Origin of the sequence: Pseudomonas sp. B21-051 (assembly GCF_024748795.1) — a bacterium.
Taxonomy (GTDB): Bacteria; Pseudomonadota; Gammaproteobacteria; order Pseudomonadales; family Pseudomonadaceae; genus Aquipseudomonas; species Aquipseudomonas putida_A.
In genome coordinates this window covers 5,038,606-5,065,532 of record NZ_CP087166.1, presented here as the reverse complement: position 1 = coordinate 5,065,532, position 26,927 = coordinate 5,038,606, and the positions used below count along the sequence as shown (strand labels likewise).

Genomic DNA, 26,927 nt, shown 5'->3' with positions numbered 1-26,927 from the left:
GCCTTATTCGCCCGATGCGCTCGGTGCCCCGGCGCGCTTGCGCTTGGAGCCGCTGCTGCGGCGACGTTTGCGCGGCGCGCCGCTGGCGTCATCGCCCTTGCCGCTGAGGTCACGGATCATGTCGCGACGTTCGCTGTCGTTGGCGTCCTGATAGTCCGTCCACCATTCGCCCAGACCGTCGGTCTGCTCGCCAGCGCTTTCACGCAGCAGCAGGAAGTCGTAACCGGCGCGGAAACGTGGATTGTCCAGCAGCAGGTCGGCGCGCTTGCCGCTGCGGCGTGGCAGGCGTTCCTGCATGTCCCAGATCTCGCGGATCGGCATGGTGAAGCGCTTTGGAATGGCGATGCGCTGGCACTGTTCGGCGATCAGCTCGTGCGCACCTTCCTGCATCGCCGGAATCGGCGGCATGCCACGCTCTTGCAGACGCAACACGCGGGCCGGCAGGGCAGGCCACAGCAGGGCGGCAAACAGGAACGCCGGGGTCACCGGTTTGTTCTGCTTGATGCGCAGGTCGGTGTTGGTCAGCGCTTCGCTGATCAGCGTGTGGGTGTATTCCGGGTTGTGCTCGAGTGCGTCGGCACTGGCCGGGAACAGCGGGGCGAACAGTTGCAGATCGACCAGCATCTCGAAGGTGATCGCGCCGTGGCCGGAGAGGAACAGCTTGAGCACTTCCTCGAACAGGCGGGCCGACGGGATCTCGCGCAGCATCGGCGCCAGTTCGCGGATCGGCTGCACGGTGTGTTTTTCGATGCCGAAATTCAGCTTGGCGGCGAAACGCACGGCACGCAGCATGCGCACCGGGTCTTCCTGGTAACGCTGCTTCGGATCGCCGATCAGGCGGATCAGGTGATTGCGGATGTCGTGTACGCCGTTGGCGTAATCGAGAATGCGCTCGCTGACCGGATCGTAATACAGGGCGTTGATGGTGAAGTCGCGGCGTTGCGCGTCTTCTTCCAGGGTGCCGTAAACGTTGTCACGCAGAATCCGCCCGCTCTCGTTACGCGAAGACTGGTTGCTGTCTTCGTCGTCTTCATTGACCGGGTGATTGGCGCGGAAGGTCGCGACTTCAATGATTTCGCGACCGAAATGGATATGCACCAGTTTGAAGCGGCGACCGATGATCCGCGCATTGCGGAATTCGGCACGGACTTGCTCGGGGGTGGCGCTGGTGGCGACGTCGAAATCCTTGGGCGTGATGCCCAACAGCATGTCACGCACGCAACCACCGACCAGATAGGCCTGGTAGCCGGCGCCCTGCAAGCGTTCGACGATATTGACCGCATAGCGGCTGAATTGCCCCTTCTGCAGCGAATGTTGGCCGCTGTTGAGCACTTCAGGGGTGCTGCGGATGTGTTGCGTACGACGCACGGGAGTTCGGAATGACTGGAACAGCTTCTTCAGCATGGGATGCACTGTTTGAAGGAATGTTCGGCCATACCAAAGAATGACCGCATGATGGGCGCAGATTCTAGCATTTAGTCGGGGGATGGTGTAGGACGCAGCAGATTTGCGCTGTAAGCCGCAAGCTGCAAGGGTCGAGGAGGGATAAAACAGCAGGATTTTCCGAACGGGAGAAACTACAAGGGGAGCCGAAGCTCCCCAAGAAGTAGTTGCGTGCTCTTTTTATTATTGATTCGGGCTTCTTGTTTTTGTTGAGTGCCCTCGCCATGAAGCTTTTCCTTCATGACCCTCCCAATCGGGAGCCAAGAGCAAACGGATTGCTTTGGTCGCTGTGTTGCAGTGATCTTGCGATCCAACCAGTACAGGCTCTGTCTTAGGACAGTTTTTGTTGTTCTCGGCCTGGTCGTGGGGCTAGCCCCAAATACAACGCCTCTCCAAAAGAATCAGTTAGCTGCGCCTCTCGCCGTCTTGTTTTTATTGTGCGTGAGTCGATTCGTCTTATTTTTATTGTCTTGTGCATTGCTTGTTATTGTTCTTGTACCAAACATATAGCAGGTGCCGTGCCAACTTTTGCGAAGCCCAATAAAACAAGGGGTTAGGTCGATATAACGGTTTTCTCTGGGCGAAAAAAAGCCGGGGTTTCGTTACCGATAACCCCGGCTTCTGTTACGTGAAAGGACTGAGGTAACAGTTTTTTCACTTCCTCAAGCGTTACCCGCACACTCGACAGGTAACGTTCAGCTCTCGCTGGCGACCCCGGTCTTGCGCCGCGGGATGCCCAGGCGCTGGCGTCGTTCCCACAGGCACTTGCGACTGACGCCCAGTTTGCGCGCCAGTTCGGTTTCGGTCATGTGGTCCTGATGCTCGAGGACGAAGTGCTGGAAGTAGTCTTCCAGCGACAGGTCTTCCGTCGGCTCATGGCTGCTGTTGCTGGTGTTACCCGCGGTTTGCGCAGGCAAGCCGATGAATTCGTCGTCCTCCAGGTCGCTCAGCTCGATGTCGATGCCCAGCAGGTCGGCAGAGATTTCCGGGCTTTCGCTCAGGATCACTGCGCGCTCCACCGCGTTTTCCAGCTCACGCACATTACCCGGCCAGGAATAATGCCGGATGGCCTGTTCGGCATCGGCGGCAAATTTCAGGTCGGTACGGTTGATGCGCGCACTCTGGCGAGCGAGGAACGCGGTGGCGATTTCGTTGACGTCGGCGCCACGTTCGCGCAATGCCGGCAGTTTCAGGGCAATGACGTGCAGACGGTAATACAGGTCTTCACGGAACTGGCCGATTTTCGCCAGGCTCTTGAGGTCGCGGTGGGTCGCGGCGATCAAACGCACATCGACCTTTTGCGACTGCACCGAACCGACGCGGCGAATCTCGCCTTCCTGCAGCACGCGCAGCAAACGGGCCTGGGCTTCGAGCGGCAGTTCGCCGATCTCGTCGAGGAACAGCGTGCCGCCGTCCGCCGCTTCCACCAGACCGGCGCGACCGGCGCTGGCGCCAGTGAACGCGCCTTTTTCGTGGCCGAACAGTTCGGACTCGATCAGGCTTTCCGGGATGGCGGCGCAGTTCACCGAAATCATCGGTGCCTTGGCGCGCTTGGACAGGTTATGCAGGGCGCGGGCCACCAGCTCTTTACCGGTGCCGGACTCGCCCTGGATCAGGACATTGGAATCGGTCGGTGCGACTTTGCGAATCTTGCTGTACAGATCCTGCATCGGCGGGCACGAGCCAATGATGCCGATCTCGCCGTTGCTGTTGTCGACAGACGACTTGCCGCTGCCATTGGCTGCTTTGCCGGCAGGCACTTCGCCGGCGGCAGGCGTCGACTGGTGATCACGCAGGATCCGCGCGACCGCCTGAAGCATTTCATCGTGATCGAAAGGCTTGGCGATGTAGTCCACCGCGCCCATCTTCATCGAGTCGACCGCCGAGCGCAGGCTGGCGTAGCTGGTCATGATCAGCACCGGTTTGCCTTGGCCAAGCTTGATCAGCTCTGTGCCGGGGGCGCCAGGCAGGCGCAGGTCGCTGACGATCAGATCGAATGTGGGAATACTGAAGCGTTCTTGTGCTTCCTGCACAGAACCGGCTTCGCTGACCTGATACTGGTTGCGTTCCAGCAGGCGGCGCAAGGCGGAGCGGATAATGGTTTCGTCTTCGACGATCAAAATGTGCGGCATTGATTCGATACTCTCGACGGTCTCAGTTCACAGCGGACGTCGCTTCGACATGACGCGGTAAGGTCACCCGGATACGGGTGCCGCGCTGGCTTTGTACATCAGCCGGGCTGTCGATGGTGATTTGTCCATAATGCTCTTCAACGATGGAATAGACCAGTGCAAGGCCCAGACCGGTACCTTCACCCGGATCCTTGGTGGTGAAGAAAGGTTCGAACAATCGGTCCATGATGTTCTGCGGAATACCACTGCCTTCGTCCTCGACGATCAGATCGACCGTGTGTTCGCCGGCTTCACTCTTGACCCGCACCGCACTGCCCGCAGGCGAGGCATCACGGGCGTTGGAGAGCAGATTGATCAGCACTTGGGCGAGGCGCTGCGGATCGCCTTCGACCCAGTGATCCGGATCGCACAGGTTGTAGAACTGCACTTCGAAGTTGCGCCGGTTCAGCGCCAGCAGGCCAATTGCATCCTGCGCGACTTCGGCCAGACAGACGGGTTCGTCGCTGTGCTGGTGGCTGCCGGCGTGGGCGAAGCTCATTAGCGACTGCACAATGCGCGACACGCGCTTGGTCTGTTCGAGAATCTGCCCGCTGATTTCCGTCAGTTCGCCATCTTCTTCACGCTCTTCGCGCAGGTTCTGCGCCAGACAGGCGATGCCGGTGATCGGGTTGCCGATTTCATGAGCCACACCTGCCGCCAGTCGACCGATGCTCGCCAGACGTTCTGAGTGCACCAGTTTGTCTTCGAGCATCTGCGTTTCGGTCAGGTCTTCCACCAGCAGCACCAGGCCGCTGTTGCCCGGTGCCAACGGTTCATCGATCGCCGCTTTGTGCAGATTGAGCCAGCGGGTCTGGCCGTCGAGGGCCAGGTGCTGCTTGTGCAAATGTTCATCGGGCAGGTTGATGAAGCCTTGCAGCAATTGCTTCCACGGATTGGCGATGGTGCTCAGGCGCGAACCCACCACCCGTTGCGCGGCGATGCCGGTGAGTTCTTCCATGGCCTTGTTCCACATCAGGATCTCTTGATCCTTGGCCAGCGAGCAGACGCCCATTGGCAGTTCCTGCAGGGTCTGGCGGTGGTAGCGGCGCAAGGCGTCGAGCTCGGCGGCCAGCCCGGTGAGGCGCGAGTGGTAGTCCTCGAGACGGCTTTCGATGAAGTGGATGTCTTCGGTGACGTAGTTCTCGCCGCCAGCCTTGTACGGCAGGAAGGTTTCGACCATGTCCTGCGCCACGCTCGGGCCCATCAGGCCGGAGAGGTTGGCTTCGATGCGGTCGCGCAAGCGGCGCAAGGCATAAGGACGGCGTTCGTCGAACGGCAGATAGAGGTCGCGCAGGGCCTGCTCGACTTCTTTCTGCGCCGCCTTGGCGCCTAGCGGTTTGGCCAGTTGCGTGGCGAACTCCTGGGGCGAGGCGGCGTGCAGTTCACGACGTTGCGGACGGCGCACGTTATCCACCGCGCAGGCTTCGGCGGCGCTGGCTTCTTCAGGGCTGGCGTTGGTGAACAGAGAGATCAGGGTGAACATCAGCACGTTGGCCGCCAGCGAGGCGATCGCCGCCATGTGCCAGCTGGTGTCGTCCAGCACGTAGATCATGTTCAGCAGTGGAATGTAGAAACCCTGCAGGTTGCCGACCAGCGGCAACAGCATGGTCACCACCCACACCAGAATCCCCGCCAGCAAGCCGGCGATAAAGCCGCGACGGTTGGCGGTCGGCCAGTACAGCACCGAGAGCACGCCGGGCAGGAATTGCAGGGTCGCGACGAAGGCGACGATGCCAAGGTTGGCCAGGTCCTGTCCGGCGCCGAGCATCAGGTAAAAGCAGAAACCGGCCATGATGATCGCGACGATCAGCGCCCGGCGGGTCCACTTCAGCCAGCGGTAGATATTGCCTTCGGCCGGTGGCTGGTACAGCGGCAGCACCAAGTGGTTCAGCGCCATGCCCGACAGCGCCAGGGTGGTGACGATGATCAGGCCACTGGCGGCCGACAGTCCGCCGACGTACGCCAGCAAGGCCAGCGGTTTGCTGTTGGCGGCAATGCCGATGCCGAGGGTGAAGTATTCCGGGTCAGTGGTGGCGCCGAGTTTCAGGCCAGCCCAGAGAATCAGCGGAACCGCCAGACTCATCAGCAACAGGAACAGCGGCAGGCCCCAGCTGGCACTGACCAGCGAGCGCGGATTGAGGTTTTCGGTGAAGGTCATGTGATACATGTGCGGCATCACGATCGCCGAGGCGAAGAACACCAGCAACAGCGTGCGCCACGGCCCTTCCTGCAGCGGGGTGTGCAGCGCGGCGAGGGCGGTCTGGTTTTGCAGCAGCCACAGTTCAAGCTGTTGCGGGCCGTCGAACACGCCGTACAACGCATACAGGCCGACGCCGCCGAGGGCGATCAGTTTGATCACCGATTCGAAGGCAATCGCGAACACCAGCCCTTCGTGTTTCTCGCGGGTGGCGATATGTCGGGAACCGAAGAAAATCGTGAACAGGATGATCAGTGCGCAGAACGCCAGCGCGACGCGGCTCTGTATCGGCTCGCCGGTGAGGATGCCGATGGAGTCGGCCACCGCCTGAATCTGCAACGCCAGCAGCGGCAGTACGCCAATCAGCATGAAGATCGTGGTCAGCGCGCCGGCCCAGGTGCTGCGAAAGCGGAAGGCGAACAGATCCGCCAGCGACGACAGTTGATAGGTGCGGGTGATTTTCAGGATCGGATACAGCAGCACCGGCGCCAGCAGAAACGCGCCGGACACCCCGAGGTAACTGGAGAGAAAGCCGTAGCCGTACTGATAGGCCAGGCCCACGGTGCCGTAAAATGCCCACGCACTGGCGTAGACCCCCAGCGACAGGGTGTAGGTCAACGGGTGGCGAATGATCGCTCGCGGGATCATGCCCCGTTCGCTGATCCAGGCGACGCCGAACAGCACCGTCAGGTACGCGGCGCTGACCAGGATCATCTGGGTCAGGCTAAAGCTCATCGGCATCTTTTTGGCTCTGCAGGATGAAGGTCACGACAATCAGGATCAACCAGAGCAGATACGGCCGATACCAGGCGCCCGTGGCGTCGATCCACCAATCCATGATGGCTGGTGAAAACAGATAGATTCCCACGACCAGAAGCAGGACCAAGCGATAGATGTACATCCCGGCCTCTCTTTTTTATGCGCGTGCCCGAAAACGTGCGGCGATGGTAACGGATGGGCGCGCCACTGCAAGTGTCGTCATTGCAGTTGCGCTTCGGGCAGGGTCAGTGTGCGCGGGATCTTTGTCGCATCCCAGTGGGCTGCGCCCCATTTGAGCAATTCCTCGGGTGTGGCATGGGCCAGCTCGGCACTGGGGTTTTGCCCCAGCGCTCGCAGGGCCCGCAGCAGCAAAGGGGTGGCCTGATCGGCCTCAAGCGGTGGCGAACGGTAGGATTTGCCGAGCTTGTTGCCGTCCGGCTGCGTGATCAATGGCAAGTGCAGATAGCGCGGCTGACGCAGGCCCAACAGTTCTTGCAGGTAGAGCTGGCGCGGCGTGGAGTCGAGCAGGTCGGCACCGCGCACGATGTCGGTGATGCCTTGCCAGGCGTCATCCAGCACCACGGCCAGTTGATAGGCGTAGAGGCCGTCGCGGCGGCGAATCACGAAATCGCCGACGTCGCGCCCCAGATGCTGGCGGAACTCGCCCTGCACGCGGTCGATGAAGTGGTATTCCAGTTCCGGCACGCGCAGGCGGATCGCCGCGTCTTGCTGCTCATGGCCGGCATTGCGGCACAAGCCCGGGTAAATGCCGTGATACGGCTCCAGCTGCTTGCGCGAACAGGTGCAGGCGTAGGCCAGGCCGTGATTGAACAGACTGTTAAGGACTTCGGCGTAGGCGTCGTGCCGGTCACTCTGGCGCACCATCTCGCCGTCCCATTCGAAACCGTAGCTTTCCAGCGCCTTGAGAATCGCCGCCTGCGCGCCGGGCTCTTCCCGGGGTGGATCGAGATCTTCCATGCGCACCAGCCAGCGCCCGCCGACCGCGCGTGCGTCGAGATAAGAGGCGAGGGCGGCAACCAGCGAGCCGAAGTGCAGATGGCCACTGGGGGTCGGGGCGAAGCGGCCGATGTAGGCGGGGGCGGTTTTGGCAGTCATGGAAACGAAACTACTTTTCAGGCTATACGCAGGTCAACTTGTGGGAGCGAGCCTGCTCGCGAAAGCTTGGTGTCAGACGATTGAATGTTGAATGACACACCGCTTTCGCGAGCAGGCTCGCTCCCACAAGGGCAAAAAGCAAAAAGGCAGAAACAAAAACGGAGCGTTCGCACGCTCCGTTTTTCATTCAGGTCGAGATTACTTGCCGACCTGCTTTTCCTTGATTTCCGCCAGGGTCTTGCAGTCGATGCACAGATCGGCGGTAGGACGGGCCTCGAGGCGCTTGACGCCGATCTCGATGCCGCAGGACTCGCACCAGCCGTACTCTTCGTCCTGGATCAGTTCGAGGGTCTTGTCGATCTTCTTGATCAACTTGCGCTCGCGGTCGCGGGCGCGCAGCTCGAGGGCGAATTCTTCTTCCTGGCTGGCACGGTCGGCCGGGTCAGGGAAGTTGGCCGCTTCGTCTTTCATGTGATCAACAGTACGGTCGACTTCCTGCATCAAGTCCTGTTTCCACTTGTTCAGGATCTTGGTGAAGTGCGCGCGCATGGGAGCGCCCATGTACTCTTCGCCGGCCTTCGGAACGTAAGGTTCGAAGCCGCTGATCGTCGCTTGCTGCTGTTGCTTTGCTTGGGTGGGCATGAAATGGACCGCCTCTACTCTTGTAATCCATTGCGCAGGATTGCTCCATCACCGACACCTGCCGGCCCTGCGGCTGCAAGCGGGCGAACTTACCAGATCAATTCGGCCCGCGCTACTCCCGGATGTCGAGGCCCCGGCGGGTGGCGCTTGCAGATGTTTGGCAAGCCGTGTCTGGCGCTGATGAAAGCCTGTTCAATCACTGATTTTAGTCAATCCTGGAGCGTACGCTCATATCGTTACAGTCCAGCGTTCTTGAGGCTGTGACCGCGACGGGTTCTCGCTCGTTCCGGCAGATGGGTAGAATCGTCTCTTTTTCCCCGTCGAAGGAAAACCAATGGCTCAGCCTTACAGTGCGCGCAGTCGTGCGATCGAACCGTTCCATGTAATGGCGCTGCTGGCGCGGGCCAACGAACTGCAGGCCGAAGGTCACGACGTGATCCACCTGGAAATCGGCGAGCCGGACTTCACCACGGCCGAGCCGATCATCCGTGCCGGGCAGGCTGCGCTGACGGCGGGCAAGACCCGCTACACCGCGGCGCGCGGTATTCCTGAACTGCGCGAGGCGATTTCCGGGTTCTATCAATCGCGTTACGGTTTGAACATCGATCCGCGGCGGATCCTGATCACGCCGGGTGGCTCCGGTGCGCTGTTGCTGGCCAGTGCCTTGCTGGTCGATCCGGGCAAACACTGGCTGCTGGCGGATCCGGGCTACCCGTGCAACCGGCACTTTCTGCGACTGGTCGAAGGCGCGGCGCAACTGGTGCCGGTCGGGCCGGAGGTGCGTTACCAACTGACCCCGGATCTGGTGGCACGTCACTGGGATCACGACAGCGTTGGTGCGTTGGTGGCATCGCCAGCCAACCCCACCGGGACCATCCTGACCCGCGATGAACTGGCCGGGTTATCCACAGCGATCAAGGCGCGGCACGGGCATCTGGTGGTGGACGAGATCTACCACGGCCTGACTTACGGCACCGATGCCGCCAGCGTGCTGGAAGTCGATGACAGCGCCTTTGTCCTCAATAGCTTCTCCAAATATTTCGGCATGACCGGTTGGCGGCTCGGCTGGCTGGTGGCGCCGGAGGCTGCGGTCAGTGAGCTGGAAAAGCTCGCACAGAACCTCTACATCAGCGCCCCGAGCATGGCGCAGTACGCGGCACTGGCCTGTTTCGAACCGGACACCATCAGCATTCTTGAAGAGCGCCGCGCCGAATTTGGCCGCCGCCGCGACTTCCTGCTGCCGGCGTTGCGCGAATTGGGTTTCAATATCGCCGTCGAGCCTGAAGGTGCGTTCTACTTGTATGCCGATATCAGCCAGTTCGGCGGTGATGCCTTCGCGTTCTGCCGTCATTTCCTCGAAACCGAGCACGTTGCCTTCACCCCAGGGCTGGATTTCGGGCGTTATCAGGCCAGCCACCATGTGCGTTTTGCTTACACGCAAAACCTCCCTCGCTTACAGGAGGCGGTGGAACGGATTGCCCGTGGCTTGAAGAGTTGGCAAGGCTGATGCGCTTTTATCCGGCTCTGGAAGAGGCGCGCTTGATTCGCCGCTACAAACGTTTTCTGGCGGATGTTGAAACGGTCAATGGCGAGTTGTTGACCCTGCACTGCCCGAACACCGGCTCGATGCTCAACTGCCAGGTCGAAGGCGGGCAAGTGTGGTTCAGTCGCTCAAACGACCCGAAGCGCAAGCTGCCCGGCACATGGGAAATCGGCGAAACCCCGCAAGGGCGGCTGTTCTGCGTGAACACCGGCCGCGCCAACGCCCTTGTTGAAGAGGCGCTGCAGGCCGGTGTCATCAGCGAGTTGAACGGCTTCACGGCGCTTAAACGCGAAGTGGCATACGGTCAGGAAAAAAGCCGTATCGATTTCCGCCTCGAATACCCGAGCGGGCCGGCTTATGTGGAAGTGAAGAGTGTCACTTTGGGGTTCGACGGGACGAATGTCGCGGCGTTTCCCGACGCGGTCACCCAGCGCGGCGCCAAGCATCTGCGTGAACTGGCGCATCTGGCTCGTGACGGTATTCGTGCGGTGCAGTTGTATTGCGTCAATCTCAGCGGGATTGACGCGGTGCGACCGGCCGAAGAAATCGATTCGGCGTACGCGGATGCCCTGCGTGAAGCAGTGGCGTGCGGGGTCGAGGTGTTGGCCTACGGCGTGCGCTTGAACCACGAAGAGATGGTAATCGACCGGCGGCTAGAGGTTTTGCTCAACGGTTAAACATCTATCCACAGCCCCTGTGCGTCTTCGCGGCAGGGAATGGCGGTCAGGGATTGCCCGGCGCAGGGCCCGGCGACGCATTCGCCGTCCTCGATCAGAAACAGTGCGCCGTGGGTGGCGCACTGGATCAGGCTGTTGCTCGGGTCGAGAAACTGGTCGGGATGCCATTCCAGGCCCACACCACGATGCGGGCAACGGTTGAGATAAACATAGGCCTGACCATTGCGGCGCACGGCAAACAGTTTGTTGCCGTCGATGTCGAACCCACGGCTGCCGGCCTCAGCGAGATCGGCGCCGGCGCACAAGAACTTCATGGCTATCCTCAAGTGTCGGCTCGTTTCAGGAAATGTCCGAGCTTGACGTTTAAATGCAAACAATTATCAAATGGCCGCCTTCGCCCACTGCGCGCAACCGCCGTCAAGGATACTTGGCCTGCAGTTGCGCTGCCCGGGAAACCTGTTCAAGGAAAGCTGCGTATGCGCTTGAGTACTCGCGTTGTTGTGCTGTGTGTCGGACTGCTCGCCAGCCTCCAGGCGACAGCTGCCGATTTGCCACAGCGTTGGGTCAGCGCCGGTGGGGCGCTTTCGGAGTGGGTGAGTGCATTGGGTGGCGAATCCAAACTGGTCGGGGTCGACACCACCAGCCAGCATCCGCAATCGCTGAAGAAGCTGCCCAGCATCGGCTATCAACGCAGTCTCTCGGCAGAAGGCATTCTCAGTCTGCGCCCGGACATCCTCATTGGCACCGAGGAAATGGGCCCGCCACCGGTTATCGCCCAGGTGAAAAACGCCAAGGTACATGTCGAACTGTTCTCGGCACAGCCGGATCTGCCGACCCTGGAAAAAAACGTCACGCATCTGGGGCAGTTGCTTGGCGCGCAAGCCCAGGCGGCGCAGTTGCTGGAAAGTTATCAACAGCAGCTAACCGCGCAGAAAGCCCGAGTCGCCGAGTTGCAGGCCAAACATAAAGCGCCCGGTGTGCTGGTGCTGATCGGGCATGCCGGCGGCAAGCCATTGATTGCCGGCAAGGACACTGCCGCCGACTGGCTGCTGCAACGGGCCGGCGGACATAACCTGGCGACGCATACCGGTTACAAGCCGTTCTCCGTGGAGTCGCTGGCCGGGCTTGATCCTGATGTGCTGGTGTTTGCTGATCGCGCGTTGAGCGGTGAGGCGGCAAAAGCGGCATTGTTCAAGGAAAACCCCATTCTCAATTCAAGCCGCGCGGCAAAGGCCGGACGGGTGCTGGAGCTGGATCCGACGCTGCTGGTCGGCGGGCTCGGGCCGCGTTTACCGGCGGCACTGAAGAATTTGTCTGACGGCTTCTACCCGACTGCGAGCGGCCAATGACCGTACTGGTCAAACCACGAAGCCTGTTTATCGGCCTGACGCTCCTGTGTTTGCTGGCCATCTGGCTGTCGTTGGCGTTAGGGCCGGTGAGCCTGCCGCTGTTCGATACGTTACGCGCTGCATTGCGCATGCTCGGTGTGCCGTTGGCGCCGGACGGTCTGGAGCAGGCCGAACTGATCCTCGGGCAGATCCGTCTGCCGCGCACCTTGCTCGGTCTGGCCGTCGGCGGTGTGCTGGCACTGTCGGGTGTGGCGATGCAGGGCTTGTTTCGCAATCCGCTGGCCGATCCCGGGTTGGTCGGGGTGTCCAGCGGCGCGGCGCTCGGGGCGGCGATTGCGATTGTCGGCGGTTCGTTTTTTGGCGGTTTGCCGGAGTGGTTCGGGCCGTACCTGTTGTCGGCGTGCGCGTTTCTCGGTGGACTGGGGGTGACAGCGCTGGTCTACCGACTTGGACGGCGCAACGGCCAGACCAACGTCGCAACCATGCTGCTGGCAGGGATCGCCCTCACGGCGCTGGCCAGTTCGGCAGTCGGGTTGTTCACCTATCTGGCGGATGACGCGACTTTGCGCACGCTGACTTTCTGGAATCTGGGCAGCCTCAATGGTGCGAGTTATGCGCGTTTGTGGCCGTTGCTGATCATCAGCACCGGCGTTGCGCTGTGGTTGCCGCGACGCGCCAAGGCACTGAATGCGTTGTTGCTCGGTGAATCCGAGGCGGGGCATCTGGGGATTGATGTCGAACGGCTCAAGCGTGAACTGGTGTTCTGCACTGCGTTGGGTGTTGGCGCAGCGGTGGCAGCAGCGGGGATGATCGGTTTCGTCGGGCTGGTGGTGCCGCATCTGGTGCGTTTATTGGCCGGGCCCGATCACCGGGTGTTGCTGCCAGCCTCAGTGTTGGCGGGGGCGAGCCTGTTGTTGCTGGCTGATCTGGTGGCGCGGCTGGCGCTGGCGCCGGCGGAGTTGCCGATCGGCATTGTTACCGCATTTATCGGTGCACCGTTCTTTCTTTATCTGCTGTTGCGAGGACGAGCCTGATGTTGCGTGCGCACAATCTGCAGATCCGTCGCGGGCGCAAGACCGTCCTCAGCGACGTCACCCTGCAGCTTGAACCCGGTGAGGTGCTGGGTGTGCTCGGGCCGAACGGTGCCGGCAAAAGTACCTTGCTCGGTGCCTTGTGCGGTGAGCTGACGGCCAGTGACGGTGAGGTGTTGCTCGACGACAAGGTGCTGAGTCACTGGACAGGTACGCAGCGCGCTCAGCGCCTGGCGGTGTTGCCGCAGGTGTCGACGCTGGATTTTGCCTTTCGTGTGGAAGAAGTGGTCGGTATGGGCCGCTTGCCGTATCAGAGCGGCCGCGTGCGCGATGACGAGATCGTCGCTGCAGCACTGGACGCGGCGGATGCCGCGCACCTGAGCGGGCGCAGTTATCTGGCGCTGTCGGGTGGCGAGCGTCAGCGCGTGCATCTGGCGCGGGTGCTGGCGCAGTTGTGGCCGGGGCAGGCCGGGCAAACCTTACTGCTGGACGAGCCGACCTCGATGCTCGATCCGTTGCATCAACATACGACGCTGCAAGCAGTGCGTGAATTTGCCGACCGTGGCGCAGCAGTGCTGGTCATCCTGCATGATCTGAATCTCGCGGCGCGCTATTGTGATCGGGTGTTACTGCTCGAAGGCGGGCGCCCGGTGGCGCTGGATACGCCGCAGCAAGTCTTGCGACCGGACTCTCTCAAAGCCGTGTTCGGTCTCGAAGTATTGGTGCAGCCGCACCCGGAGCGTGGGCATCCGCTGATCATCGCCCGCTGATTTCCATCGAGGTGATGCTATGCGCGGGATCTGGTTGTTAGCCGTATTGTGGCTTGCGGGGTGTCAGCATGTTGCTCCGCCGCCACCGGTCGGCGGTGAGATTCGCGATCTGCACAGCGGCCAGGTGTTGACGGCGCAGGAACTGCTGACGCGTCTGGCCAAGCCGCACCAACTGATCATCGGCGAACAGCATGACAATTCCGATCACCACGCTGTGCAGTTATGGTTGCTGCAAGCGCTTGGGGAACAGCGCCCTCAGGGCAGTCTGCTGCTGGAGATGCTTACGCCGAATCAACAGCCGAAAGTTAATCAGGTTCGCCATACCGCAACGCCGCCCAGCGATCTTGCTGCCGCACTGGCCTGGCAGGATGGCTGGGACTGGAATCTTTATGGACCGATTGTTCGGTTCGCCCTCACGCAAACATATCCGCTGTTGGCGGCCAATCTGGACGACAGCGAAATCCGCACTTTCTATCGTCAGCCGCCAGTCCTGAGCGGTGTTCGCAGCAATGCGGCCTCGGTGAAAGCCAGGCTGCTTGAGCAGATCAGCGATTCACATTGCGGCTTGCTGCCCAAATCGCAGATGCCGGCGATGCTCGCGGTTCAGCAACAGCGTGATCGACGCATGGCTGAACGTTTGCTGGCAGCGCCGACGCCCGGATTGTTGTTGGCGGGTGCCTGGCATGCGCGCAAGGATGTTGGCGTGCCGCTGCACGTTCTGGATCTGGGCGCATCCCAGGCGCCAACGGTGCTGATGCTGGCCGAGCAGGGTGCCGAGGTTACTGTGGCGATGGCCGATTACGTCTGGTACACCCCGGCCACGCCCGCGCAGGATTACTGCGCGCAGATGCGCAAACAATTTGGCCAATGACTTTTCCACAGGCAAAAAAAGACCCGGTAAAAACCGGGTCAAATAACCGTGATTAGCCTGATGAGGAGATAATCTGAGAGTCCGAACCAAGGGCTTTTCAGAATATCGACTGATCTCGCGACCAGTTGTGATAATCATAGCGATTCTCATTAGCGAGTCAACCACTGTTTTTCCGTTTGCTTGATTTAGTCGGGCAAATGGCCGGAATGCCCCGGAAAAAGGGGGCTTAACGGGTAGCGTTGATCGCGCTCAGTTGCGTGATCTGTTGATTGAGCTGGCCGATGCGTCGGGCCATGCTCTCGATCAGGCTGTGGGCAATTTTCGGATTGTTGCGGGTCATGCTCAGAAACTGCTCGCCGGGAATCAGCATCACTGTGCTCGGCTCGCGCGCGACGACCGTAGCGTTACGCGGCTCGCCGGTGAACACCGCCATGGCGCCGAAAATCTCGTCCTTGGGTACTTCGCCGACCTTGTGCCCGTCAACAAACGCTTCGGCATGCCCATCGATGATCACGAAGACGTGATCGGCGGCATCGCCCTGCTGGATCAACACCTCACCGCTTTCGACCCGTTTGAAGCCATTGGTGCTGCGAAACTCCCGCGGTTTCAGTTCGGCCAGTGCATGAGCCAGCAGCGCCATCTGCCCCAGCAGATACTCAAGCCATTGCTCGGCCCGGCCCGGCTCGGCATACAAATGCTGGAACAGATCGGTTCGCCGATAGGGCAGCAAGCGCAATGGCCCGTCGCTGCGCAGTCGGCAATCGGCCCAGGCGTCACCTTGCTGCAGACCGATCAGATCGCCTTCCTGCCAGTAAAACAGCGCGCGACCGCCGATATAGCCGTGGATCACGCCTTCTGTCAGCAGAAACAACTGATCGTGTGGGAGCTGCTCCATCAGGTTGTCAGAGATTTCTGGCTCAAAGGCTGGCCCGCACGGCGCAAGGCCTTCCAGCCAGCGCGCGGGCAAGCTCTGCAAGCGATTGATCAGTGCATCGACCGGTGCCGATTGTTCCCCGAGCAGATACATGGCAGTCAGCGCCTGTTCAGTTCTTGTGACGCGAGGAGATGGCTTCGAGCTGCTTGTTCAAGGCGTCTTTGCGTTCGGCCGGGATGTCGTTCCAGTGCACATCCATCAGCGCCCCTTCGATCGCGTACAACAACACCTTTGATGCGCGAAACCCGCGGGTACGCACGGCCCGATAGGCGTCCACCGCCCCCAGGCGACGCAAGTCCGAGGCGCTGTGGATGCCCACGGCATGCAGCCACTGCGCCGACGTCTTGCCAAGATTCTTCAGGTGTTGCAGTTCATCATTCATCAAGCCTCCTTGCGACGGCCGAATGGTGCGTGGGCGATCTTCTCAGGAGTGTAGCCATCAGTAGGAAAAGCGTGGTTGTTTGGTCGGATTAGACGCAAACGCTTCTAAGAAAGCGCTGCGAACCCAGAAAGGAGGGAAGAAACGCGGAAACATGTGGGAGCGAGCTTGCTCGCGAAGGCGTCCTGTCAGCCACCAGATGTATCGACTGACACTACGCCTTCGCGAGCAAGTCCGCTCCCACACGGGAAAGGCGTCGGGTCAGAGAAAGATAAAAATTATCAGCGAGTGCGATAGCGCAGGCGGGTGCCGAAATTCATCGACATCAGGATCTCGTCGGCACTCAGTTCCGGCGGGAAGTACGCTCCGGAAATCTGTGCGTGCGCCAGGCTTGCGCCTTCGAGTGATGAATTACGGAAATCGATGCCACGCAAATCGGCAGAGCGGAAGTAGGCGTCACGGAAATCCACGCCGTCGGCGTTCAGTTCACGCAGATCGAGACCCCGGAAGTCGCCACCGACCATGTCGATCGGGCCGTCGTTCGGGCGTTCCTTGTTGAAGCCTGTGATGTCGTCTTTGTGCAGCAAGGCATAAAGCGGGGTGTCGAGAAGTTTCGGCTGGCTCATGTCACATCACCTGTTGGTTTTATGACGCCAGTATAGTGCCACTATTTGACGGCCGTGAAGCAAGCGAGGGCTTCACGGCCGAAATAGTTTCTTACAGGCCTGGCAGACGCTGACGGATCTGTGCAACTACGGTGTCGAGGGTCCCGCTTTCATTGGTCTGCACGCGTTTGCTGCGCAGAATCTCTTCTGGCGTCAGTGCTTCGCGGCTGGACTGCTGGGCCTCGATCACCGCCAGCGTGGCGTCGGAAGGGTCCTTTTTGTCGGCCTGACGAATCGCCAGCCAGCTTTCGATCACGGCTTGCGGTGCGTTGCAGTCGAGGATCAGGAACGGCGTGCCGGTGGCCTCGGCCACTTGAGCGGCGTTGTCGCGCTGCTCGCGCTTGAGGTAGGTCGCATCGATCACCACCGGGAAACCGGCGTGCAGGATCACTCCGGCAATCTCATGCAGGCGGGCATAGGTGGCAACGCTGGCGTCGGCGCTGTAAATCCCGGCCTGCACGTCGTTGGCTACGGTCTGCTCGCCGAACAGACGCTTGCGCTCGACGTCGGAACGCAGGCGAATCGCGCCCAGCGCTTCGACCAGACGCATGGCCACGTGGCTCTTGCCGACAGCCGATACGCCGTGGGTGATGGCCATGAAGCGCGAAGGAATGGTGCTGTAGCTTTCCGCCAGGTTGGCGTAGTTACGGTACTGGCGCAGGGTGGTGGCGCGCTGCACCGGGGTGGCGTCTGCCGGCATGCTGAACAGCGCAACTTTGGCGCGAACCAGTGCGCGATAGGCTTTATAGAAGTTCAGCACTTCCAGGCCTTGATAGTCGCCGGTCAGCTCCAGGTACTGGCTGATGAAGCGGCGGGCGAGGGATTTCAGGCCACGGTCTTCCAGGTCCATCGCCAGGAAACCGGTGTCGGCCCAGACGTCAGTGAAGCGGAACGGTTCGTTGAACTCGATGCAGTCGAAGATCACCACTTTGCCATTGATGACAGTCGCGTTGCCCAGGTGAATGTCACCGTGGCATTCGCGGGTGAAACCGTCGGCCTTGCGCTGGCTGAACAGAGCCTTGAGACGATCAAAGCTGCTCTCGGCCCAGGCTTGCAGGGCCTCGAGTTGCAGCAGATCGTTTTTGTCGCTGAGGAACGGCAGGATCTGTTCGAAGTTCTGGCGCACCGGGGCCATCACGCTGTCCGGGGTACCGGCCTCGTGTTCGGCCGGGACTTTTGGCGCACTGAGGTGGAATTTGGCGATCTGCTCGGCCATTTCATCAATGTGCTGGGTGGTCAGCTCACCGTTGGCCTGCAGGGTGCTGAGCAGGCCGGTCTGCGGGAATTGACGCATCTTCAGCACATATTCGATCACCGGGCCGTCGCCACCCAGTTGTGGCGCATCAACGCTGCCGGTCACCGGCAACACGTCCAGATACAAATCGTCGGTCAGGCGCTGATTCAGGCGCAGCTCTTCAGCACAGAAATGTGCGCGGGATTCGAGGCCGGTGAAGTCAAGGAAGCCGAAATTCACTGGCTTCTTCACTTTATAAGCAAACGGGCCGGTGAGGATCACCCACGAGATATGGGTTTCGATGACCTGAAACCCTTCGACGGGGTGCGGGTAGAGGGCCGGGTTTTGCAGGGCAGCGATCAGGGACTGGCTCACGGGCGATCCTTCAGAGACTGGGAAATTCGAGGTCGCCATTATGGCCGCTCGCCAGCCTGACGCAAACCTCGGAGCGCTCCTGTTGAGTATGAATAAAGTGCGTATAATCCGCCGCCATGACTCGAACTCGATCCCCCCGTACCAAGAAAAAACCAGTCTCCAAGGGCCTCAGCCCATGGTTGAGCTGGGCCATTAAACTCAGTCTGGTCGGCCTTGTGGTGCTGGCCGGCTTCGCCGTTTACCTCGATGCCGTGGTGCAGGAGAAGTTCTCCGGCAAGCGCTGGACCATCCCGGCCAAGGTATACGCGCGTCCGCTTGAGCTGTTCGTCGGACAAAAGCTGAGCAAGGACGATTTCCTCACCGAACTCGATGCCCTGGGCTATCGCCGCGAAGCTGTGAGCAATGGCCCCGGCGCTGCCGCCGTCAACGGCAATACCGTTGATCTGAATACCCGCGGCTTCCAGTTCTATGAAGGCCTGGAAAAAGCCCAGCCAGTACGCGTGCGTTTCTCTGGCGACTATGTGGCCGAGCTCTCCGGGCTCAACGGCGGTAAATTGTCCGTGGTGCGGCTCGAGCCGCTGATGATCGGCGGCATCTACCCGAAAAACCTCGAAGACCGCATCCTGATCAAGCTCGATCAGGTGCCACCGTACCTGCTGGAAACCCTGGTAGCGGTGGAAGACCGCGACTATTACAGCCATTGGGGCGTGTCGCCGAAATCGATTGCCCGGGCCATCTGGGTCAACACCTCTGGCGGCAAGATGACCCAGGGCGGCAGTACGCTGACTCAGCAACTGGTCAAGAACTTCTACCTCACCAACGAACGCAGCCTGAGCCGCAAGCTCACCGAAGCGATGATGGCGATGTTGCTGGAGCTGCACTACGACAAGAAGGAGATTCTTGAGGCCTACCTCAACGAAGTCTTCGTCGGGCAGGACGGTCAGCGTGCGGTGCACGGCTTCGGTCTGGCCAGCCAGTTCTTCTTCGGCCAGCCACTGTCCGAGCTGAAGCTGCATCAGGTCGCGCTGCTGGTCGGCATGGTCAAGGGCCCGTCCTACTACAACCCGCGTCGCAATCCCGAGCGTGCGCTGGAACGCCGTAACCTGGTGCTCGACGTGCTTGAGCAGCAAGGCGTGGCGACTGCCGAACAGGTCGAAGCGGCGAAGAAAATGCCACTGGGTGTGACCACGCGCGGCAAGCTCGCCGATAGCTCGTTCCCGGGCTTTATCGATCTGGTCAAACGCCAGTTGCGTGAAGACTATCGCGACGAAGACTTGACCGAAGAAGGCCTGCGGATCTTCACCAGTTTCGACCCGATTCTGCAGATGAAGGCCGAAGCATCGGTGAATGACACCTTTAAACGTCTGGCTGGACGCAAGGGCTCCGATGACGTGGAAGCGGCAATGGTCGTGACCAACCCGGAGACTGGCGAAGTGCAGGCGATGATCGGTAGCCGTCAGGCCAGTTACGCCGGTTTCAACCGGGCGCTGGACGCCGTGCGGCCGATCGGTTCCCTGGTCAAGCCAGCGGTGTATCTGACTGCGCTGGAAAAACCGAGCCATTACACGCTGACCAGTTGGCTGTCGGATGATCCGCTGTCGATCAAAGGCGCGGACGGCCAGGTGTGGAAGCCACAGAACTACGACCGTCGCTCCCACGGCACCGTGTTCCTTTACCAAGGGCTGGCGCATTCCTACAACCTGTCGACCTCGCGTCTGGGTCTGGAAGTCGGTGTGCCGAATGTGCTCAAGACCCTTGCGCGTCTGGGGGTAACCCGGGAATTCCCGGCGTTCCCGTCGATGTTGCTGGGCGCTGGCGGCATGACCCCGATCGAAGTGGCGACCATGTACCAGACCCTCGCCAACGGTGGTTTCAATACGCCGATGCGCGGGATTCGCAGTGTGCTGACCGCCGAGGGCGAGCCGCTCAAGCGTTATCCGTTCCAGATCGAGCAGCGTTTCGATCCGGCGTCCATCTACCTGATCCAGAACGCCATGCAGCGGGTAATGCGTGAAGGTACCGGCAGCTCGGTTTACAACGTGCTGCCCAAGACCCTGACGCTGGCCGGCAAGACCGGTACCAGTAACGATTCGCGTGACAGCTGGTTCGCCGGGTTCAGTCAGGATCTGCTGGCGGTGGTCTGGCTGGGTCGTGACGACAACGGCAAGACCCCGTTCACCGGGGCGACCGGTGCGTTGCAGGTCTGGACCAGTTTCATGCGCAAGGCCGATCCGCTGCCGCTGGACATGCCGCAGCCGGACAACATCGTGCAGGCGTGGGTCGATTCGCGTACCGGGCAAGGCTCCGATGCCAACTGTCCGGGGGCGGTGCAGATGCCGTATATTCGCGGCAGCGAACCGCCACCCGGCGCCGCGTGTGCAAGCGAAACGCCTGCCTCGCCGGAGTCGGTGATGGATTGGGTCAAGGGCTGGATGAATTAAGCAAAGAGGGTTTCAAGTGAACAAGTGGTTGATTCCAGCGGTGACTGCCGTGGCTTTGCTCAGCGGCTGCTCTACCGTACAGCGTGGTTCGATCCCGGTGGTGGACTCCGGCACAGCCGTATCCAACAGCGAACGGCTGTCGGCCAATGGCGGTTTCCGCAAGACGACGGTCAAACGCCCAGTCGAGGGCCAGGCGCAATCCCAGGCCATCCCGCAAGGCGATACCGGTGTGGTGGTGATGGTGCCGGGTGGTGGCGCCACGACATCGGCACCGATCAGTTCCTCGCCGATCATTCCGGGCCCGGCTTCCGGCGGTATCACCGCGGGGCCGTACAACCCGTCGCCGGTCGAATCGGCACCGATCAACTCCGGCAGCTACAGCATGCCTTCGACGCCAAGCGGGATTCCTTCGGCCAGCAGTGGCGGTGGTCTGTCGGCGGACGAACAGCTCGATGGCCCGGTGCTCGCCTTGCTGACCACTGCGCAACAGCAGCAGGCCGGTGGCGACCTCAACGGTGCGTCTTCCAGCCTCGAGCGTGCTCAGCGTGTAGCCCCGCGTGAGCCGCAAGTGCTTTATCGTCTGGCGCAAGTACGCATGGCTCAAGGCGACGCGCCACAGGCGGAGCAGTTCGCCCGTCGTGCACTGACCATGGCCAACGGTCGTCCGGACTTGCAGGCCAACCTGTGGGAAATCATTGCTCAGTCCCGTGAGAAACAGGGCGATTCCGCCGGCGCCGCTCTGGCTCGTCAGAAGGCCAAGGTTTCGCTGTGATGGATTCCCGTTTCCCGAAAATCGCCGATCAGTTGCTGTTGATCGAGCGCGAACTGCGCACGCAGGGTTGGTGGGACGAGATCCCGCCATCGGCCGAAGCCCTGAGCAGTGTCGAACCGTTTTCGGTCGACACGCTGGATTTCGAGCAATGGCTGCAATGGATCTTCCTGCCGCGAATGAAGATGATCCTCGAGCAGGATCTGCCGTTGCCTAATGCTTCGGGCATTCAGGAAATGGCCGAAATGGTCTTCGCCCAGCGCAATCTGCAGGGCAAGGATCGCCAGCTGCAGGTACTGCTCAAAGAGTTTGACCTGCTGATTACCGCCTCGCGCTGAACTTCTGTAGGAGCTGCCGAAGGCTGCGATCTTTTGATTCTGTTTTTAAAAGCAAGATCAAAAGATCGCAGCCTTCGGCAGCTCCTACAGGGTTATTGGCAGTTTTCCGTAATCTGTTTCTGCGTCTCGGCGAGACGCTCCTGGCGCTGGCTTTCGTCCAGTCGCCGCAATTGCCCCTCCACTTCCTCCCTCAACCGCGGATTGTTCTGCAATTGCGCCAGGTTCGTCCGTGCTTGTTCGCAAAACGCCTTGAGCTGCGCCTGCTGCTCGCTTACCTGTTTCTTCACCTTGTCGTCGATGACTTTCTGATCGCCCAGTGCACCGCTGCCAGGCATGGCGGCAGGTTTCGGTGTGGGCGAGGAGGGCGTCTGCACTGTCGTCGCCGGTAAACCTCGCGGCGGCTGCGCATCGAAGTGCGTGACGCCTTGGGCATCGACCCATTTGTAGATCTGAGCGGCCGAGCACCATGGGCTGAGGCCGATCAGCAGAGTTAACACAAGCGTTCGCATGCTGATTCCTTGGCAAAATTGCGCAATTGACGCTAACAGAGTAGCTGTTTTCAGGTTTTTTCTTGCGTTCTCATGTGCTTACCCACAATTAAGCACATTGACGGCTTGACTTGGAGAGGGCGAAACAGAAGAATCCAAAGTCCGCTGTAGAGGGACTGCCAGAAGCAGACCCACTCGGTAGATCATGAGGCGCATATCCGCGTCGACCTGTTACACCCGCAACGCGTTACCTCGCGCTGGGTGGGAAAGGCCCGCAACACTTGGGACGATCCCAATACTTGCTCAGTCAGTGCTGACGTAGTCGGCGACCACCGTCGCTCATGCTCTGCCGAGAAGTAAACCTATTAAGACCCGCCCCTTTTGTGTGGACGGTATTCTGGCGTTTTAGAGGTGAACAACGTGGAGCTTTTATCTGGCGGTGAGATGCTCGTCCGCTTCTTGCGTGACGAAGGCGTCAAATATATCTACGGGTACCCGGGTGGTGCTCTCCTTCATGTTTACGATGCCCTGTTCAAAGAACCGGAAGTGACCCACATCCTGGTTCGTCACGAACAAGCGGCTACCCATATGGCTGACGGCTATGCCCGTGCCACCGGTAAAGCCGGCGTGGTATTGGTGACATCAGGTCCTGGCGCCACAAACGCCATCACCGGTATCGCCACCGCCTATATGGATTCGATTCCAATGGTGATCATTTCCGGTCAGGTGCCAAGCACCATGGTCGGCACCGACGCGTTCCAGGAAACCGACATGATCGGTATCTCCCGGCCGATCGTGAAACACAGCTTCATGATCAAGCACGCCTCGGAAATCCCGGAAGTCATGAAGAAAGCTTTCTACCTGGCGCAATCCGGTCGTCCGGGCCCGGTCGTGGTCGATATCCCGAAAGACATGACCAACCCGGCCGAGAAGTTCGAATACGTCTTCCCGAAAAAAGCCAAGCTGCGTTCCTACAGCCCGGCCGTTCGCGGCCACTCCGGGCAAATCCGCAAGGCCGCAGAAATGCTCCTGGCGGCCAAGCGCCCAGTGCTCTATTCCGGTGGCGGTGTGATCCTCGGCAACGGTTCCGCACCGCTGACCGAACTGGCGAAAATGCTCAACCTGCCAGTGACCAACACCTTGATGGGCCTGGGTGGTTTCCCGGGCACCGACCGGCAGTTCATCGGCATGCTCGGCATGCACGGCAGCTACACCGCCAACCTGGCGATGCACCATGCCGACGTGATCCTGGCTGTCGGCGCGCGTTTCGATGACCGTGTGATCAACGGCGCGGCGAAGTTCTGCCCGAACGCCAAGATCATCCACATCGACATCGACCCGGCTTCGATCTCCAAGACCATCAAGGCCGACGTGCCAATCGTTGGTCCGGTGGAGAGCGTCCTGACCGAAATGGTCGCGATCCTCAAGGAAATCGGCGAGACCCCGAACAAGGAGTCCGTCGCCAGCTGGTGGAAGCAAGTCGATGAGTGGCGCGGTGATCGCGGCCTGTTCCCTTATGAAAAGGGCGACGGCAGCCTGATCAAGCCGCAGACCGTGATCGAGACCCTGTGCGAAGTGACCAAGGGCGATGCCTTCATCACTTCCGACGTGGGCCAGCACCAGATGTTCGCGGCGCAGTACTACAAGTTCAACAAGCCAAATCGCTGGATCAACTCCGGTGGTCTGGGCACCATGGGCTTCGGTTTCCCGGCGGCCATGGGCATCAAGTTGAGCTTCCCGGATGACGACGTTGCCTGCGTCACTGGCGAAGGCAGCATCCAGATGAACATCCAGGAGCTGTCGACCTGCCTGCAATACGGCTTGCCGGTGAAAATCGTCATCCTGAACAACGGCGTTCTGGGGATGGTTCGTCAGTGGCAGGACATGAGCTACGGCAGCCGCCACTCGCACTCCTATATGGAGTCGCTGCCTGACTTCGTCAAACTGGCTGAAGCCTACGGTCACGTCGGCGTGCGCATCACCGATTCGAAAGACTTGAAGTCGAAGATGGAAGAGGCGTTCGCCATGAAAGATCGTCTGGTGGTGATCGATATTTCGGTCGATACCAGCGAGCACGTCTATCCGATGCAGATCAAAGACGGCTCCATGCGCGATATGTGGCTGAGCAAGACGGAGCGTACTTAATCATGCGGCACATTATTTCCCTGCTTCTGGAAAACGAACCCGGCGCTTTGTCTCGCGTAGTAGGCCTGTTCTCGCAGCGCAACTACAACATTGAAAGCCTGACGGTGGCGCCAACCGAAGACCCGACGCTGTCGCGTCTGACGCTGACCACCGTGGGCCACGATGAAATCATCGAGCAGATCACCAAAAACCTGAACAAGCTGATCGAAGTGGTCAAGCTGGTGGACCTGTCGGAAAGTGCTCACATCGAGCGCGAGCTGATGCTGGTCAAGGTCAAGGCCACTGGCGCTCAGCGCGCCGAGATCAAACGCACCACCGATATTTACCGTGGACAGATCGTCGATGTCAGCGCCAGCGTGTATACCGTTCAATTGACCGGTACCAGCGACAAGCTCGACAGCTTCATTCAGTCCATCGGCACCGCATCGATTCTGGAAACCGTCCGTAGCGGCGTGACCGGCATTGCCCGCGGCGACAAAGTACTCAGCATCTAAACCAAATTAGCGAATGGCCTGAACGGCCTGGATATATAGGGGAAATTCATGAAAGTTTTCTACGATAAAGACTGCGACCTGTCGATCATCCAGGGCAAGAAAGTTGCCATCATCGGTTACGGTTCCCAGGGCCACGCCCAGGCATGCAACCTGAAAGATTCCGGTGTCGACGTTACCGTCGGTCTGCGTAAAGGTTCGGCTACCGTTGCCAAAGCCGAAGCTCACGGCCTGAAAGTGACCGACGTGGCCGCCGCTGTTGCCGGTGCCGACCTGGTCATGATCCTGACCCCGGACGAATTCCAGTCCCAGCTGTACAAGAACGAAATCGAGCCGAACATCAAGAAAGGCGCCACCCTGGCCTTCTCCCACGGCTTCGCGATCCACTACAACCAGGTTGTTCCGCGTGCTGACCTCGACGTGATCATGATCGCGCCTAAAGCGCCGGGTCACACCGTGCGTTCCGAGTTCGTGAAGGGCGGCGGTATCCCTGACCTGATCGCGATCTACCAAGACGCTTCGGGCAACGCCAAAAACGTTGCACTGTCCTACGCAGCTGGCGTGGGTGGCGGTCGTACCGGCATCATCGAAACCACCTTCAAGGACGAGACCGAAACCGACCTGTTCGGTGAACAAGCCGTACTGTGCGGCGGTACCGTTGAGCTTGTCAAAGCCGGTTTCGAAACGCTGGTTGAAGCTGGCTACGCGCCGGAAATGGCCTACTTCGAGTGCCTGCACGAACTGAAGCTGATCGTTGACCTCATGTACGAAGGCGGTATCGCCAACATGAACTACTCGATCTCCAACAACGCTGAATACGGCGAGTACGTGACCGGCCCGGAAGTGATCAACGCCGAATCCCGTCAGGCCATGCGCAATGCCCTGAAACGTATTCAGGACGGCGAATACGCCAAAATGTTCATCAGCGAAGGCGCTACCGGCTACCCTTCGATGACCGCCAAGCGTCGTAACAACGCCGCTCACGGTATCGAAATCATCGGCGAGCAACTGCGCTCCATGATGCCGTGGATCGGTGCCAACAAGATCGTCGACAAAGCCAAAAACTAAGTCGTCATCCTTGTACGAAAAACGCGGCCTCGGCCGCGTTTTTTCGTTTGAAACCGATGGTTCTGGTATAAAGCTGCATCGTTTGTGGCCGAACCGTCGTCACAGGCACCTGTCGAAACTTTCCAAACCGTTGCAAGGTAATGTCCATGAGCGAACGTCCCGAAGAGCCGAACCAGGCTTCTGACGCCGAAAGCCTGCTGCCCATCGATGAACATGTCGAGGAAGGGCACGACGCAGAAGGTCGTAAAGTCCGGCATCGTGGTATCTATCTGCTGCCGAACCTTTTCACCACTGCGAACCTGTTCGCAGGGTTTTATTCCATCATCAACTCGATGAGTGCCCAGGCTGCCTTGAGCGCCGGGGACTCTGCGAACGCGAGCAAGTATTTCGCCTTTGCCGCGATCGCAATCTTTGTAGCCATGGTGCTCGACGGTCTCGATGGTCGCGTAGCGCGCATGACCAATACGCAAAGTGCCTTCGGCGCCGAATATGACTCGCTGTCCGACATGGTCGCTTTTGGTGTCGCACCGGCGCTACTGGCCTTTGGCTGGGCATTGGGTGACATGGGCAAGGTCGGCTGGATGGTTGCCTTCATCTATGTAGCCGGCGCGGCATTGCGTCTGGCGCGTTTCAATACTCAGGTCGGTACGGCTGACAAACGCTACTTTATCGGTCTGGCGAGCCCGGCAGCTGCCGGTGTGGTCGCGGGGATCGTCTGGGCGTTCAGCGATTACGGCATTCAGGGTTCGAAGATGTCGTTCCTGGTCGCCTTGATGGTGGCGGCTGCCGGCATGCTGATGGTCAGTAACATCAAGTACAACAGCTTCAAGGAGCTGGACTTGAAGGGGCGCGTACCGTTCGTGGCGATTCTCGCCGTGGTGCTGGTGTTCGCTGTAGTGTTCAGCGACCCACCACGCATTTTGCTGCTGGTATTCCTCGCCTATGCGGCTTCCGGCCCGGTGCAATACCTGTTGCATCTTCGTCGGCACAAAAACGCCGAGTGATGTAATTTCCCGCATACTCCGCAGTCT

Annotated in this window: 25 protein-coding genes; 13 read left to right on the top strand and 12 right to left on the bottom strand. The window is 60.2% G+C overall.

The features are described 5' to 3' along the window. Positions 1–3 precede the first annotated feature (3 nt). The 6 genes from LOY52_RS22750 to dksA form a co-directional block, all read right to left on the bottom strand. Complete coding sequence (locus LOY52_RS22750; protein ID WP_047600294.1) at positions 4–1,404, bottom strand: polynucleotide adenylyltransferase PcnB; 1,401 nt, start codon at positions 1,402–1,404, stop codon at positions 4–6. Positions 1,405–2,138: 734 nt separating this feature from the next. Continuing rightward, complete coding sequence (locus LOY52_RS22745) at positions 2,139–3,575, bottom strand: sigma-54 dependent transcriptional regulator (RefSeq protein ID WP_103367311.1); 1,437 nt, start codon at positions 3,573–3,575, stop codon at positions 2,139–2,141. Between the two features lie 22 nt (positions 3,576–3,597). Next, positions 3,598–6,552: a sensor histidine kinase gene (locus tag LOY52_RS22740; RefSeq protein WP_202370512.1), complete on the bottom strand. Its 2,955-nt coding sequence runs from the start codon at positions 6,550–6,552 to the stop codon at positions 3,598–3,600. Continuing rightward, complete coding sequence (locus LOY52_RS22735) at positions 6,536–6,712, bottom strand: hypothetical protein (protein ID WP_003176118.1); 177 nt, start codon at positions 6,710–6,712, stop codon at positions 6,536–6,538. The genes LOY52_RS22740 and LOY52_RS22735 overlap by 17 nt, the downstream gene beginning before the upstream one ends. 77 nt (positions 6,713–6,789) lie before the next feature. After that, the gene (gene gluQRS, locus LOY52_RS22730; protein WP_258676040.1) at positions 6,790–7,686 is read right to left on the bottom strand and encodes a tRNA glutamyl-Q(34) synthetase GluQRS; all 897 of its coding nucleotides are present in this window, start codon (positions 7,684–7,686) and stop codon (positions 6,790–6,792) included. Between the two features lie 198 nt (positions 7,687–7,884). Further along, positions 7,885–8,328: an RNA polymerase-binding protein DksA gene (gene dksA / locus LOY52_RS22725; protein ID WP_003228250.1), complete on the bottom strand. Its 444-nt coding sequence runs from the start codon at positions 8,326–8,328 to the stop codon at positions 7,885–7,887. A gap of 334 nt (positions 8,329–8,662) precedes the next feature. Here dksA and LOY52_RS22720 point away from each other — a divergent pair, with 334 nt between their 5' ends. Beyond that, positions 8,663–9,835 (top strand): pyridoxal phosphate-dependent aminotransferase, encoded by a 1,173-nt coding sequence (locus LOY52_RS22720; protein ID WP_115988887.1) that lies wholly within the window; start codon positions 8,663–8,665, stop codon positions 9,833–9,835. Then, positions 9,835–10,548 carry a DNA/RNA nuclease SfsA gene (gene sfsA, locus LOY52_RS22715; protein ID WP_258676039.1) on the top strand — a complete coding sequence of 238 codons (714 nt, stop codon included), beginning with the start codon at positions 9,835–9,837 and terminating at the stop codon, positions 10,546–10,548. The genes LOY52_RS22720 and sfsA overlap by 1 nt, the downstream gene beginning before the upstream one ends. On the opposite strand, the gene LOY52_RS22710 is transcribed toward sfsA, so the two are convergent. Continuing rightward, positions 10,545–10,862, bottom strand: coding sequence for a Rieske (2Fe-2S) protein (locus tag LOY52_RS22710; RefSeq protein WP_027614091.1), 318 nt, complete (start codon positions 10,860–10,862; stop codon positions 10,545–10,547). The genes sfsA and LOY52_RS22710 overlap by 4 nt on opposite strands. A gap of 162 nt (positions 10,863–11,024) precedes the next feature. On the opposite strand from LOY52_RS22710, the gene LOY52_RS22705 reads away from it, so the two are divergent. The 4 genes from LOY52_RS22705 to LOY52_RS22690 are packed head-to-tail and all read left to right on the top strand — an operon-like array spanning position 11,025 to position 14,569. Further along, positions 11,025–11,897, top strand: a complete 873-nt coding sequence (locus tag LOY52_RS22705) for a hemin ABC transporter substrate-binding protein (protein ID WP_258676038.1) — start codon at positions 11,025–11,027, stop codon at positions 11,895–11,897. Positions 11,898–11,947: 50 nt separating this feature from the next. Beyond that, a complete protein-coding gene (locus LOY52_RS22700; protein WP_177325717.1) occupies positions 11,948–12,931 on the top strand; it encodes an iron ABC transporter permease in 984 nt (327 codons plus the stop codon). Next, complete coding sequence (locus LOY52_RS22695) at positions 12,931–13,698, top strand: heme ABC transporter ATP-binding protein (protein ID WP_258676037.1); 768 nt, start codon at positions 12,931–12,933, stop codon at positions 13,696–13,698. Before LOY52_RS22700 ends, LOY52_RS22695 begins: the two co-directional genes overlap by 1 nt. Positions 13,699–13,717: 19 nt before the next feature. Then, positions 13,718–14,569 (top strand): ChaN family lipoprotein, encoded by an 852-nt coding sequence (locus LOY52_RS22690; protein WP_258676036.1) that lies wholly within the window; start codon positions 13,718–13,720, stop codon positions 14,567–14,569. A gap of 226 nt (positions 14,570–14,795) precedes the next feature. On the opposite strand, the gene LOY52_RS22685 is transcribed toward LOY52_RS22690, so the two are convergent. The 4 genes from LOY52_RS22685 to LOY52_RS22670 form a co-directional block, all read right to left on the bottom strand. Beyond that, positions 14,796–15,596 (bottom strand): Crp/Fnr family transcriptional regulator, encoded by an 801-nt coding sequence (locus LOY52_RS22685; RefSeq protein ID WP_258676035.1) that lies wholly within the window; start codon positions 15,594–15,596, stop codon positions 14,796–14,798. 16 nt (positions 15,597–15,612) lie between these two features. Then, on the bottom strand, positions 15,613–15,885 hold the full coding sequence (locus LOY52_RS22680) for a TfoX/Sxy family protein (RefSeq protein WP_003228231.1): 273 nt from the start codon (positions 15,883–15,885) through the stop codon (positions 15,613–15,615). 278 nt (positions 15,886–16,163) lie between these two features. Continuing rightward, complete coding sequence (locus LOY52_RS22675; RefSeq protein WP_123464123.1) at positions 16,164–16,508, bottom strand: pentapeptide repeat-containing protein; 345 nt, start codon at positions 16,506–16,508, stop codon at positions 16,164–16,166. Between the two features lie 91 nt (positions 16,509–16,599). Beyond that, the gene (locus tag LOY52_RS22670; protein WP_258676034.1) at positions 16,600–18,156 is read right to left on the bottom strand and encodes a bifunctional aminoglycoside phosphotransferase/ATP-binding protein; all 1,557 of its coding nucleotides are present in this window, start codon (positions 18,154–18,156) and stop codon (positions 16,600–16,602) included. Between the two features lie 116 nt (positions 18,157–18,272). Between LOY52_RS22670 and mrcB the strand changes: the two genes are divergently transcribed. The 3 genes from mrcB to LOY52_RS22655 are packed head-to-tail and all read left to right on the top strand — an operon-like array spanning position 18,273 to position 21,704. After that, positions 18,273–20,597 (top strand): penicillin-binding protein 1B, encoded by a 2,325-nt coding sequence (gene mrcB / locus LOY52_RS22665; RefSeq protein ID WP_123588129.1) that lies wholly within the window; start codon positions 18,273–18,275, stop codon positions 20,595–20,597. 16 nt (positions 20,598–20,613) lie between these two features. Next, entirely contained in the window at positions 20,614–21,369 is a 756-nt protein-coding gene (locus LOY52_RS22660) for a hypothetical protein (protein WP_258676033.1), read from the top strand. Further along, the gene (locus LOY52_RS22655) at positions 21,369–21,704 is read left to right on the top strand and encodes a YqcC family protein (RefSeq protein ID WP_047600309.1); all 336 of its coding nucleotides are present in this window, start codon (positions 21,369–21,371) and stop codon (positions 21,702–21,704) included. Before LOY52_RS22660 ends, LOY52_RS22655 begins: the two co-directional genes overlap by 1 nt. 92 nt (positions 21,705–21,796) lie before the next feature. On the opposite strand, the gene LOY52_RS22650 is transcribed toward LOY52_RS22655, so the two are convergent. Next, positions 21,797–22,213: a DUF4124 domain-containing protein gene (locus LOY52_RS22650; protein WP_258676032.1), complete on the bottom strand. Its 417-nt coding sequence runs from the start codon at positions 22,211–22,213 to the stop codon at positions 21,797–21,799. Positions 22,214–22,612: 399 nt separating this feature from the next. Between LOY52_RS22650 and LOY52_RS22645 the strand changes: the two genes are divergently transcribed. The 4 genes from LOY52_RS22645 (at position 22,613) to pssA (ending at position 26,900) form a co-directional block, all read left to right on the top strand. Further along, entirely contained in the window at positions 22,613–24,337 is a 1,725-nt protein-coding gene (locus LOY52_RS22645) for an acetolactate synthase 3 large subunit (RefSeq protein ID WP_041065497.1), read from the top strand. A 2-nt stretch (positions 24,338–24,339) separates the two neighbouring features. Then, positions 24,340–24,831 (top strand): acetolactate synthase small subunit, encoded by a 492-nt coding sequence (gene ilvN / locus LOY52_RS22640; RefSeq protein ID WP_003205610.1) that lies wholly within the window; start codon positions 24,340–24,342, stop codon positions 24,829–24,831. Between the two features lie 48 nt (positions 24,832–24,879). Further along, the gene (gene ilvC, locus LOY52_RS22635) at positions 24,880–25,896 is read left to right on the top strand and encodes a ketol-acid reductoisomerase (RefSeq protein WP_007959661.1); all 1,017 of its coding nucleotides are present in this window, start codon (positions 24,880–24,882) and stop codon (positions 25,894–25,896) included. Between the two features lie 146 nt (positions 25,897–26,042). Then, complete coding sequence (pssA, locus tag LOY52_RS22630) at positions 26,043–26,900, top strand: CDP-diacylglycerol--serine O-phosphatidyltransferase (protein ID WP_003228213.1); 858 nt, start codon at positions 26,043–26,045, stop codon at positions 26,898–26,900. The last annotated feature ends 27 nt before the right edge of the window (positions 26,901–26,927 follow it).